The sequence below is a fragment of the Geobacillus thermopakistaniensis genome, assembly GCF_000498995.1.
Taxonomy (GTDB): Bacteria; Bacillota; Bacilli; order Bacillales; family Anoxybacillaceae; genus Geobacillus; species Geobacillus thermoleovorans.
Window position 1 is genome coordinate 1 of sequence record NZ_AYSF01000092.1, and the last position, 12,336, is coordinate 12,336.

General features: G+C 51.8%; 7 protein-coding genes and 3 pseudogenes. 5 read left to right on the forward strand and 5 right to left on the reverse strand.

Annotated features, from left to right (window positions below):
• A partial coding sequence (locus T260_RS1000000139155; RefSeq protein ID WP_306372134.1) for a Uma2 family endonuclease occupies nt 1–139 on the reverse strand: 139 nt, incomplete at its 3' end.
• A gap of 37 nt (nt 140–176) precedes the next feature.
• Here T260_RS1000000139155 and T260_RS1000000139160 point away from each other — a divergent pair.
• Nucleotides 177–407 (forward strand): Uma2 family endonuclease, encoded by a 231-nt coding sequence (locus tag T260_RS1000000139160; RefSeq protein WP_236620465.1) that lies wholly within the window; start codon nt 177–179, stop codon nt 405–407.
• 248 nt (nt 408–655) lie between these two features.
• Here T260_RS1000000139160 and T260_RS123465 read toward each other — a convergent pair whose 3' ends face one another.
• Nucleotides 656–2,008 (reverse strand): aspartate aminotransferase family protein, encoded by a 1,353-nt coding sequence (locus T260_RS123465; RefSeq protein WP_023634507.1) that lies wholly within the window; start codon nt 2,006–2,008, stop codon nt 656–658.
• A gap of 206 nt (nt 2,009–2,214) precedes the next feature.
• Entirely contained in the window at nt 2,215–3,837 is a 1,623-nt protein-coding gene (locus tag T260_RS123460) for a PucR family transcriptional regulator (RefSeq protein ID WP_023634508.1), read from the reverse strand.
• Between the two features lie 225 nt (nt 3,838–4,062).
• Between T260_RS123460 and T260_RS01000000138150 the strand changes: the two are divergent.
• From T260_RS01000000138150 to T260_RS123455, 3 genes and pseudogenes are all read left to right on the forward strand, one after another.
• Nucleotides 4,063–5,124 (forward strand): annotated as a pseudogene (locus tag T260_RS01000000138150) (amino acid permease); the annotation flags it as partial.
• A 19-nt stretch (nt 5,125–5,143) separates the two neighbouring features.
• Nucleotides 5,144–5,605: pseudogene (locus tag T260_RS1000000139655) on the forward strand (GABA permease); the annotation flags it as partial.
• Between the two features lie 198 nt (nt 5,606–5,803).
• Nucleotides 5,804–6,115 carry a hypothetical protein gene (locus T260_RS123455; protein WP_023634509.1) on the forward strand — a complete coding sequence of 104 codons (312 nt, stop codon included), beginning with the start codon at nt 5,804–5,806 and terminating at the stop codon, nt 6,113–6,115.
• Nucleotides 6,116–6,216: 101 nt separating this feature from the next.
• On the opposite strand, the gene T260_RS123450 is transcribed toward T260_RS123455, so the two are convergent.
• Both T260_RS123450 and T260_RS123445 read right to left on the reverse strand, forming a co-directional pair.
• Complete coding sequence (locus tag T260_RS123450; RefSeq protein ID WP_023634510.1) at nt 6,217–7,650, reverse strand: site-specific DNA-methyltransferase; 1,434 nt, start codon at nt 7,648–7,650, stop codon at nt 6,217–6,219.
• Between the two features lie 557 nt (nt 7,651–8,207).
• Nucleotides 8,208–11,975: a bifunctional RecB family nuclease/DEAD/DEAH box helicase gene (locus tag T260_RS123445; RefSeq protein WP_023634511.1), complete on the reverse strand. Its 3,768-nt coding sequence runs from the start codon at nt 11,973–11,975 to the stop codon at nt 8,208–8,210.
• Between the two features lie 169 nt (nt 11,976–12,144).
• On the opposite strand from T260_RS123445, the pseudogene T260_RS123440 reads away from it, so the two are divergent.
• Nucleotides 12,145–12,336, forward strand: a pseudogene (locus tag T260_RS123440) (coiled-coil domain-containing protein); the annotation flags it as partial.

Here is a 12,336-nt window from a genome sequence, read left to right on the forward strand (position 1 = left end):
GAATAGCTAAGTCCTTAAATTGTGCGGAATGCAGCGTGTCTTGTTGTCCGTATGTTGCATGTCGTTGATATGTACCTTCGTGCAAATAGTACACATGAATCATTTTATTAGCAGTATCAACAATCCAATATTCCGCAATTCCATAGTGTTGGTAAGTATAAAATTTTGTTGAAGTCTTGTCACCTTCAACCGCTTTAAAAGACTACAACGAAAAATTTTATACTTACCAACACTATGGAATTGCGGAATATTGGATTGTTGATACTGCTAATAAAATGATTCATGTGTACTATTTGCACGAAGGTACATATCAACGACATGCAACATACGGACAACAAGACACGCTGCATTCCGCACAATTTAAGGACTTAGCTATTCCATTAACGTATGTATTTGAATGGGGTTAAAACGGCTCTTGTTCGGAATGGCCATTCAGTGTTCATGATCGATCTTTCGTCAAACACACAGGAATCGATGATCGGGCAGCCTGCCCTGAGGCAGGTGTCTAAGAATCTCCCATCTCGAAGAACAAGCGCATAGGCGGGAGAACGTTCAGCCCTAGCGACAGCCGCCTGCTTCTATGTTTTTCCGAATGTCTGCACGAAGGCAAACAAAACACCAGCCTGTCGACCCAAGCTGGCGTTTGTCCTTCTTCTTATTGAATGGCCGCTAGCGCCCCGCTCAAGACGCGGACCACAAACGAAAGTTCATCATCCGTGATGCAAAGCGGCGGCGATAAGGTGAGCACGTTGTTGTACCCGGCGACTGTCGTTCCGTTTTTGCCGATGATGAGGCCGTTTTCTTTGCATCGATGGATCACTTGATTGACAAGCGACACATCAAGAGGCTCTTTCGTCGCTCGGTCGGCGACCAATTCAATGCCGACAAGCAGCCCTTTGCCGCGCACATCCCCGACGTACGGATGGTCGGCCAGTTTCGTTTTCAGTGCCGAAAGCAGCCATTCGCCCGCTTCACGCGAACGGTCAAACAGACGCTCCTCCTCCATAATCTCGATGTTTTTCAGCGCCACCGCACAAGCAGCCGGATGGCCCCCAAACGTATTGACATGGCGGAAATAGTCGTATTCGCCTGTTCCTTTGAACGCCTCGTAAATCTCTTTCCGAACCGCCGTTGCCGCCAGCGGCAAATACGCGCTCGTAATGCCTTTCGCCATCGTGATAATGTCCGGCTTGACGCCGTAGTGTTGAAATCCGAACGCTTTTCCCGTCCGGCCGAAGCCGCAGATGACTTCATCGACAATAAGCAAAGCCCCGTGTTTTTCACACACTTCTTTGACCGCTTTCATATACCCGTCCGGAGGAATGAGCACACCGCCCCCGGTGATGATCGGCTCCATAATGACGGCCGCAATCGTTTCGCTCAACTCCCACGTCATGACATCATCAATGGCCTTTACCGCCCGCAGTCGACGCGGATCGTCCGCCGCATCCGGGTCGCGGTAGACATCCGGCGGCGGCACGTGGATGAAACCTGGGGCGAGCGGTTCGTATTTGTATTTCCGCTGCGCCTGCCCGGTGGCTGAGAGCGCCCCCATCGAATTCCCATGGTACGCCCGGTAGCGGGAAATGATTTTGTACCGATGATGCTCCCCGCGCTGCTGATGGTATTGGCGGGCGATTTTAAACGCCGTTTCGTTCGCTTCCGACCCGCTGTTGGAAAAGAAAATCACATACTCATCGCCTAACAGTTCGTTGAGCTTTTCCCCGAGCTGAATCGCCGACAAGTGGCTTTGCGTCAACGGGAAATACGCCAGCGTCTTCAGCTGCTCATACGCCGCTTCGGCGAGTTCCTCGCGCCCGTAGCCGACGTTGACGCACCAGAGCCCGGCCATCGCATCCAAATACTGATGGCCAGCTGCATCCGTCACCCAGCAGCCTTTTGCTTCGGCCACAATCAGCGTTGCTTGTGGGTTATATGGCTTCATCGAATGCCAGATATATCGGTCATCTTTGTCGAGCCACAGTTGGTGGGTTTGTTCAGTTTTCATCTCACCTCTTGCTCCCTTCCATATTGAAATCGAGTCATGTTAGAGACATTATCACTCAACTTCTGTCGCTATTCATTAGACAGAGTGTCAAAACGGTGCACACATTTGTTCCACAGTTTGACCACTGCATTCGCTCCCAACCGCGACCGCAGGATATTTTTAAGCAAAAAGCTTTTTCACGAATCCGGCGTCTTGTCCGATCACCCTCAATCGGCCCAACGCTGCGCATTCCGCTGTCCGTATGAAATCCCGCCCTCATCCATCAAGTAGTCGTACGCTTTGATCATCAGCTCAATGGCCAGTCGTTTATCGGCCACCATGAAATCTGGCCCAAGGAAGCTTTCTAACTTCTCTATGCGGTGATACAACGTTTGCCGGACGATAAACAGCCGTTTTGCTGTCTCTTGTTTCGAGCCGTTGCACTGCAAGTACACCTTGAGCGTTTCTAACAGCTTCCCGTTGTATTTCCTGTCGTACTCGATAATCGGCCCTAAATATTGGCGGACCGTTTCGCGCAGATTGCTATATTTATCCAGAACCATGATCATCCGGTACAAATGCAAATCATCGTAAAATAGACTGACCGCTTGATCTTTCAACCGTTTTCGAATTTTCAGCGCCTCCAGCGCGGCTCGATAGCTTTGATTCATGGCAGAAAGAGAGTTGACAAACGTTCCAACGCCCATGGACAAGGAGGAAAGACGCGTCCGTACAAAATCTGACGCCATAATGGATTCAATTCCATCTTCGACCCGCTTTTTCCACGTGGACTCCCCCCGCCAATCAAGGGCGATAAACGCCAGCTGCCGGCCTATCTCCACAGAAAACAAGAAAAACCCGCGTTGCTCAAATAGCGAACGGCATAAAAGCTTGAAATATGTCGAATCAAAATTTCCTTTTTGATGAGCCCTTTCCACCTTGCAAACCCATACAACTCCCCGACGGCTGTCAAGGGAGGGATGATGATCCAATAAAAAGGAGGAAATCTCTTGGTCTGAGTATTCTCCTTCAAGCCATCCTTTCAGCCACTCATTTTCTTCCGTGCGCCGTTTCTCCTCGGCATAAAGGTTCCGCAATAAGTGTTGCGCCCAAGCAGTCGCGGTGCGGTCCAAAATGAGAAGGTCAAACTCATTGACATCGCGGCCGTCAGGGAGAAGGGCCAGCTCCGCATACTCGGCGTCGAACAAAGAAATCGGCTTGACGACCGCATCCACGGGCCAGCCGCTGTTCCCCGAACAGATGCTTGCCTCACGTTTCTGCCTCGGCCGACACGGAATGTACTCCACATCCCCGCCCTGCATTTTAAAAGCCACTTGATGGCCTAAACAATCATGCAAACACGTTAAAATCTCCCGATGGTCATGAACGGTCAACAGCTTTTTGTTCAACTGTTGGGAATACGATTCAAGCTGGGAAATCATTTGATACTGTTGGTTGATCAAATGCGTATGGATGTCATGGGTGATTTCAACGAACGGGACTTCTTCAAGAAAAACAATAAGCGGGAAATGGTGCTGGTTAGCCAGCTCAACAGCCTCTTCTGGAATAGAGGAAGTATATGTCCCCAGCTCAATGCATAGACCAGAGGCATCACACTCAATCAGTTGCCGAAGCAGCGATAAAAACAGGGAAGCATCTTCCCGCCATCCGACTCCAGTGGATAAAATCAACTCTTTGCCGCGCAACAAGTTGTTAATTTTCGTCACCTCGACGACATGCACCCATTTGACTGTTCTTGACAATCCTTTTTTCCCGGCGACAACGATCGCGTTTTCAAAATGTTTTCTCCTTAAAACGTCAGCGACCGTAAGAGGAAAGCTGCATTCCATCCTTGCCTCTCCCCCTCTTGCTTTGCCTTTATCATAAATATTCGAAACTTTATAACTAAACTCCTTCTATAGCCGAGAAGCCTATTGACAAATTGTCCAATGGAACTCTATTTTTAGTTGGCATTTTGTCTAATGTGTAGAGTGGATTTTTCCATATACACTAAAAACAACTGTTTAGTCAGACTATTTTATAAATTTAAACTCTTTCCGAAAGGGGGAATAGGGATGAATCATTCCGGTCTGCAAAAAGGGTTGAAAGAGCGCCATATGGCTATGATTGCCATCGCCGGGGTCATTGGCGCCGGATTGTTTGTCGGAAGCGGAGCTGTCATCCATTCAACAGGGCCGGGAGCTGTGTTTTCGTATGCCTTAGCGGGTGTCTTAGTCGTTCTCGTTATGCGGATGCTCGGGGAGATGGCCGCGGCCCGTCCGACGAGTGGATCATTTGCCGCCTACGCCCATGAAGCCATCGGCCCATGGGCAGGATTTACGGTTGGATGGCTTTACTGGTTTTTCTGGGTGATTGTCGTTGCCATTGAAGCCAATGCGGGAGCAGCAATCATCAAATATTGGTTTCCTGACGTGCCGTTATGGCTGTTCAGCCTTGTTCTGACCGTTTTGATGACACTTACAAATATTTGGTCAGTAAAATCCTACGGAGAGTTTGAATATTGGTTCGCCTTCATCAAAGTAGCGAGCATCGTTCTTTTTCTCATTATTGGCTTAGCGTTCATTTTCGGCCTTGCCCCGGGCAGCGATCCGGTCGGCTTGAAAAATTTGACCGGCCATGGCGGATTGATGCCGCATGGGATCGGTTCCATCCTTATCGGCATTGTCATCGTCATTTTCTCGTTCTTCGGGACGGAAATCGTGACGATTGCCGCCGGAGAATCAGCCGAACCGCAAGAAGCCGTGTCGAAGGCCACTAAATCGGTCACATGGCGGATTTTAGTGTTTTACATCGGCTCCATCGCCGTTGTCGTCACATTGCTCCCTTGGAACTCGGCGAGCGTGTTGAAAAGTCCGTTTGTCGCTGTGCTCGAACATGTCGGCGTCCCTGCGGCCGCGCAAATCATGAACTTTATCGTATTGACCGCCGTTTTGTCCTGCCTCAATTCGGGGCTGTACACGACATCGCGCATGCTGTACTCTTTAGCGCAAAAAGGAGAAGCACCGCAACTATTTTTAAAACTAAGTAAAAACGGCGTCCCAGTTCGAGCGGTCATCGCCAGCACGTTGTTCGCCTACATCGCCGTCATCATGAACTACGTTTCGCCTGATAAAGTGNGGCATAGGGCAAAAACAGGCCGAAAAAGGAGAAGCACCGCAACTATTTTTAAAACTAAGTAAAAACGGCGTCCCAGTTCGAGCGGTCATCGCCAGCACGTTGTTCGCCTACATCGCCGTCATCATGAACTACGTTTCGCCTGATAAAGTGTTTCTCTTTCTTGTTAACTCTTCCGGAGCGATCGCGCTGCTCGTTTATTTAGCCATTGCTGTCTCGCAGTTGCGCATGCGGCAAAAACTCGAGCGGGACAACGGCGCCGCCTTAAAAATCAAAATGTGGTTGTTTCCGTACTTGACCTATTTTACGATTCTCGTTTTGCTCGTCATTCTCGCCTCGATGTTGTTCATCCGCTCAATGGTTTCACAGTTGTTGCTGACGTTGCTCATCACTGCCGTCGTCATCGTTTGCTACTTCGTCTTCGCCCGGCGCCGCCTCAATCCAAACTACCAGCCGGCGGCATCCACAACAGCGAAAGATTGATCCCTATCACATGAACGGGCGCCCGTCGACACGGGCGTTCGTTTTGTGTAGAACAGATCTTTTCCACCCCTCTCGTCCAAATCGCGCTGTCATGTAAAAATGACAACTTTTTAAACTTCCGTCAGCTCCTATTACATTAGCTGCCATTCCGTTGTATACTTACATTGAGAATAAATTCACAAACTAGGAGGACTAAACATGATCGTCCACGAACTGATGGACATGGAGCACTTATTTGCCGAGCAATTGCAAGAAGGATATTATGTCATTCGCGAAACATACCAAAACGTACTCGTTGAGCCGGAAGACGGCGACACCGTCCGGCAAGTGGACGCCGGAACGGAAGAAGTCGTCACCATCGTATTTGATCCCGGCGACGAATACTCCCTCATTTGCCTTGACACCTACACTTTCGCCGACGGCATCCCATCTTTAGCGGAGCTCAAAGAAACGATTGCCGCGGAGTACGACGTCTTTGTCAACGACCGTTGGGCTGCGGCGTCGTTGTAAAAAAAGCGCCCGAAACGTTGGACATCAGAGACTCGGAAAACACGGGTATCACCTCAACCAAAGCGCCTTTCATCAACCTAGTCAAGGAACAGCCCGTTCGCCTAGCGAGCGGGCTGGTTGGTTCTCTCAATCCGAAACACTTTAAAGCCGATATCAAGCTCCGTCTTCCCCGTTTCATAAACGATTTTCTCCCCCGCGCGGCGGATGCGCTCGCGGCCAATGTCGCAAATCGTCCGAAACCCCACCCGATACGCCTCGGACGTTTCCGCAAGCCGTTCGGGAAGCTGCACCATTATAAACGACCGCCGGCCGCCGTCTTCGGCGTTTTGCTGCATGACGGCATGAGCCGTTGTCGCCGAGCCGGAAAAAAAGTCGAGGATGAGATCATCATCCCTCGTTGTCAACGCCACCATGCGCTGAATGAGCTTCACCGGCTTCGGGTAATCCATCACCGCGAGCCCATCGAACAGCTCCTTCAGCTCCTTTTTCGCCTCCTGCGAATGGGACACCTCGTCATGCGTCCAAATCGTAAGCGGCGTCACCGTCGACTTCACTTCGCTTAAAAACCGCTTCAGGCGCGGCACCCCGTTTCCGTCTTTGCCAAACCAAATGCGGTTATCCGCCGCCAGCTCGGCGAAGCGCTCCTTCGTCACCCGCCAGCAATACCCGTTTGGCGGAGAAACGACCCGACCGCTTGGCGTCACAATCTCATAAATCTTTTCCGGAATCGGCGGACCCACCGACAAATCGCCTGACGTCCATGGACCGCGTGGGTCATTGTCTGGGTTGGCATACCGCCCATCCGCTTCCGGATGGCGCGGCAAGCCGTACCAAGCCAGGCGATCGATGTTTTTCGCATAACATAAAATGAAATCATGGTTGCGCGAGGCGAACTTGTTCATATTCACGGGCGAAAACGCCCGCTGCCAAATGAACGTGGCGACAAAATTCCGCTCGCCAAAAATTTCATCGCACATTTTTCTCAAATTCGCCTGCTCCGTATCATCAATGGAGATAAAGATGGCCCCCGTCTCGGCTAACAGCTCCCTCGCCACCCAAAGGCGCGGGTACATCATGTTGAGCCAGCCGGCATGGGCACGCGCTTCTTCCTGGATTCCGCTAGGAACAACGGCTTTCCCCTTGCGCCAATTGTCTTTGTACGTGAGCACTTTTCCGGTATTGTACGGCGGATCGATGTAAATCATTTGAATGGTTCCCGCATGCGACGTCCTCAGCAGCTTTAACGCCTCTAAATTGTCTCCTTCAATATACCAATTGTTTGTTGTCTCCCACTGTTTGCTCGCTGCCTGATCCGGCCGCAATACTCCGGACGCAGGCAGCTCAGCGAGCCGCCTCGCCTCCGCCTTCCCCGGCCACGTGAACTCATATGCTTCTTGCCGTTCGTGACCGCCAAACACTTTCTTCAGCAACTCCCAATCGATGCCCCCATCTACAACCGCTTCCGGAAAGAGCTTTTTGATCGCCTCAAGCCTTGCATCCGCTGCCGGTTTCCTTCTCCCGCCGACGTTTGCCATGGCACTCCCCCTCTCTCCCCTCGCCCTTCCCAACGCGGTGCTTTTTTTGACGAATCTTATTTCCATTATTTCGCCACGGCGCACCGGTTTCCTTCCTTTGGCCATAAAAACACCCCCGCCTTCTGCAAAAAGCGGGGGAGCAAAACCTTTGAACGAGGTTTTCCTTTTTCATTTTCAAGATCCGTTCAGTAAATCTTGTTGAAACATATTTACTTGCGGTTTTTATCCTCTAAACGAGACCTTCCTTTTTCAAGAGTACCTTCATTTTACCATTGATTTTCTAAGGTTGCAACGGGTATTCTTGCACACCCCTTCTACTCCTCTCAAAAATAAAATGTGGTTATGTCAACTTTAACAAGTGACTAAAGTCGTCAACCGTTCAAACCATTGGTATATCAACACCATATTTCTGTTCCCGAAAGAAAAACCGCCATGCACACCTCCCCCTGTTTTTTGACCGTTTTCGGACCGTGCATGGCTGAATTCGGCACCGAAAACAAGACGAGCCAATGAGACGGAGAAGGCGGCATGGCGGATGGCGACCGCTCATACGGTTTTCAAAGAGAGGAATGGTCCACCTTTTCAAGCTTAGAACAGCCGACCCGGTACATGTACAGTTTGACACCGTCGATCATGAATGCCCGGGCTTCCCCACGCCGTGAAGCGTAGTGCTCGAGCCCGAGCATAAAATTCACTCCTTCACGGTATTCCTCGTTGCCGATCACCTGAAGCGACGGCGACATGAGTTGGCGCGAGAGGAAGAGGATCGCCTTTTTCCGCGCCCGTGTAAGCGAAACGTTGAGGCGGTTCAAACTGTAGATGAACTCCCCTTCCATCACAGCCAGTTCAGGGTCGGCGACGCCGTAGCTAATGATCGCCGCATCCGCCTCTTGCCCTTGCATTTTATCAACCGTATCGACGAAAAACGGCGGGCGCAATTCTTGGCGTTCAAGCTCACGGCGAATGGCGCGGATTTGCGCCCGATGCGGCGAGATGATAAACAGCCCGTGGCGCCAAAACGCTTGATCGCCATCCGGCGTGTCATCATACCGTTTTCCATCACCATCAAGGAGCCGTTCCCGAAGCACCCTCGTTATGTTGGCCACCCAGCGCGCTTCGGCCTCATTTTCTTGCGTGCCGTGCGCACCATCATAAACGCAAACAACAAGCGGATAATCGGGGTCGATCGCCGCTTCCACCCATTCATCGGCAGTTGGAGCGTCGACGAGCGCCAATGTTTGCTCGGCAATTTGGCGGTTGAACGCTGTATAGTCACGTCCATAAATCCGATCGGCCGGGTAGCGGCAAAGCGCCTCATTCATGCGGAAATTGTCCGTCAGTTGGCGGGTATACCGCTTCTCGACATCGGCGTCAAACAACAGGCGGAAAATCGAGTCGAACAAGTGCGGCTCCCCTTCGCCGGCCGCATACGTCCCTTGAATGATCGGCGGCAGCTGGAAATGGTCGCCGACAATGAGCAACCTGCCTGCTTTTTTGACATGGCGTAACGCCAACAGTGAATCGGCCACGCGGATTTGCGACGCCTCATCAAGGACGACGACGTCAAACCCTTCTATATAGCCTTTTTCGTATGCCCTTTGAATGCCGTACAACGTGGCGCCAAGCACCCGATGGCCGCCGCTGCCAAGCCATCCGAGAAGGTCACGGTCCGCCACCTCGGCGATTCCTTTGGCGTTTTCCGTCTGAATCTCGCCGAGTTTCGCGATATGGACGCTGCGCCGCGGCACAAGCTCCTGAATTTTGCGCAGGCAGTTTTCAATCGCCGCGTGAGTGAAGCCGGAGATGAGAATGGCAAGCCTCCGCCCCTGATGTTCGTAAATCGCCATAAGCAACTGAAGAGCGGCGGCGATAAAGTGCGTTTTTCCGGTGCCAGGCGGCCCCCAGACGAGTGTCAACGTATGACGAAGAAATTGAAGAAACGCCTGGCGCTGGCTTTTCGTCAGCCCGCTTTGGCGGAGGAGCGCCTTCACCTCCTCTACATCCCAGTTGGGACGAAACGTTTTCCGATACCGGATCGGATCGCGAATCAAGTCCAAGATGCGATGATTGTCCTCGTCCAACTGTTGCAACGCCTGCAAGACACGCCGGGTGGTAAAATCGGCATGCCGGATCGACAGCCGATACTCCTCTCCTTCCACAAGCGGGAACCGGTCGATCCATTTGGGCAACTCGAGCTCGAGTTCAGCTGTCTTGCCATCATCTTCGATGGCGCGAATGCGGGTAAAGTACAAATTGGCCCATTGGGGCGGCTTCCATTCGCTGGAATACTTATAATCTGGAAACGCCTGTTGCGCCTTTTCCCCTTCCTCATTGCACTCCGTCAAAATCCAGCTCGCCTTTTGATCGATCGCTTCAAGCGCCTGCCGGTTGTTCAATCGGAACCGATCGCCGCCAAGGTACGTGACATGAAGCGTCACTCCGTTCTCAAGCCGCTCCGAAAGCGGGAGCAGGCGGCTTCGGCGAATTTCCAAGTAGTTTAATAGCGCCTCGTAGCGCGCCATAAACGCCAGCTTGGACACAAGCGGATCACGGTAATCAGCCAGATCGGGAAAAGCAAATTTTTCCGGCCAGACAATAAGCGGCGAAGGATGGACGCTCTCAGCCCAGACGCGGATGCCTTGGATAATGCTGCTTGCGGCCCAAAGACGCCGGCTTAGCTCCTTCTCGACCGCTTTTCGTTTTTCCTCGTCCCCCGTTTGCCAGGCGTCGTGCAGCACATCCAGTTTCATGGCGTTTGTCAAACGAAATGAAAAACGCTCACTCGCCGAGTACAGAAACGGCGAATCATTGTAGGCCGCAATATATCGCGACAAGTCTTCAAGACGGTACGCGACATGCGCCGGCAAGGCGAACAGCTGGCTCACGGCCGTTGTCAGGACAACGACAGGAAGCGGAACCATTTCGCTTGGGTGGTCGCTGGCACTTGCTAATGAGCTGCTATGAAAATAAGACAGCAACCGAACGGCTTTTTCTTGATATTCTGGATCGAACAAAAGCTCTTGAAGCAACTGTTGCACATTGTCCCATTCATAGTTGTCGACGACATACGCCTGCACGGACTTTTGCGCCCGCCACTCTCGATCCCGGTTGTAATCGTGCACCGTATGAAGCAGGCGGTCCAGCGCATCGGCCAGCTTTCGGCCAACCTCGTCGCATTCCTCAAACGAACCGGCGATAACATGATGCATTTCCGATCCCGTTCCAAACACGTCTGTTCCACCAACACGGTACAGCGATGCCGCCGCGATCTTGCCCGTCAGTGGATCGCGTTGCGCGGTGAGAATAAGACGGATGTCTTCCCATATCGGCATATGTGTCACCGCACGGTCATACGGAACGACTTTTTCTTGCGTGATGGCCTCAAGCTGCGCTTCAAGCCGCCGAAGTTGGCGCGCCAGCTCGGCGTTTTGTTTCAGCACATGCCTGTTTTCTTGACGTTCAAGAAATTGGCGAAACTCACCGATCGTCTCAGGCAGCTGCCGCTCACGGATGAAGCGGGACGTGTAGTTCGATAAGTACGGAACGAGGGAAATGTGCTTCTGTTGCCGTGCTTTGTCGAAACAATAGTCATAAAACGGACACCATTCACACCGGTAATCTAAGTGCCAAAACAGCTCATCGGGTTGCTTCTCGGCCAGCGCCGTCAGTTCGCCAGCCAAAAACTGTTCGAGATACGGGAGCAACTGGCTGATATCCGCTGCTTGCGGCTGCTCGGTTTTGTACGTCCATACCCCCGCTTCGCGCCAATCCACATTGCCCCTAATGCCGTGCTCCTCTAAAACGGAAGACAAAATCAAGGCGTACAACGCCGTTTGCACGCGGTGGGAAAGCTTCAACACGTCTGATGATTTGATGTCGATGATGCGAAACACAAAGCCGTTTTGTCCCGGTATGCACTCAATCAAATCCGGGCGGCACGCCGCAAAATGGATGTCGTCCCGATCCAACCCGTACCGTTCGTAAAAGCGCGGCGGCGCGATCAATGTCGGCTGATACAAATATCGCTTGCTCGGCCGCTTCAACTCGCGGATCGTTTCCTCGCCATCCAAATAGCAGTGGGAAATCGGCACGCCAGGCTCTCGCTCTCCCATCTTCACTTGGCCGGCCAAATGGGTCGTGATCACTTCCTCTTCCCACTCAACTCCTCGGCGCAGCACTCCCTCATGAACCGCGGGCCGCTCAAACAGCTCTTCCGGCACATCGAGCTCGCCGCGCCGCTCTTTCGCCAACGACTGAAAATAAAAATTCCGCTCGCACTCATGATAAAAATAGCTTGCGATTTTGGCAGGAGAAACGTAAAGCATACATCGATCCCTTTCTAAAACGTACTGGCCGATGCCCGCACTGAGATTTGTCAGTTTGTTTATCCATTGTATCATATGTTTGTACGCTTTCCTATATACACCATTCCTGCTTGTCTAACAAGAACATATGTGCTATAATGAAGGAAATTAAGATGAAAGAGGGGCCAACATGAGCGAAGAGATCCTCTTGCAACTGTTCGACCGGCTCGGTCATATCGAAAACACGTTGCATCTCCTCGTCGAAAGCCACAAACGGCTGGAAGCGGAACAACAAGAAATGCGAAAAGAGCAGCAGGAGATCCGAAGAGAACAACAAGAAATACGGAAAGAGCAGCAGGAGATCCGAAGAGAACAACAAGAA

Bases quoted from the DNA above. Each gene is read 5' to 3' on its own strand.
- T260_RS123450 (WP_023634510.1), bottom strand. From the start codon at position 7,650: ATGGCAAACGTCGGCGGGAGAAGGAAACCGGCAGCGGATGCAAGGCTT.
- T260_RS123460 (WP_023634508.1), bottom strand. From the start codon at position 3,837: ATGGAATGCAGCTTTCCTCTTACGGTCGCTGACGTTTTAAGGAGAAAA.
- T260_RS123455 (WP_023634509.1), top strand. From the start codon at position 5,804: ATGATCGTCCACGAACTGATGGACATGGAGCACTTATTTGCCGAGCAA.
- T260_RS123465 (WP_023634507.1), bottom strand. From the start codon at position 2,008: ATGAAAACTGAACAAACCCACCAACTGTGGCTCGACAAAGATGACCGA.
- T260_RS123445 (WP_023634511.1), bottom strand. From the start codon at position 11,975: ATGCTTTACGTTTCTCCTGCCAAAATCGCAAGCTATTTTTATCATGAG.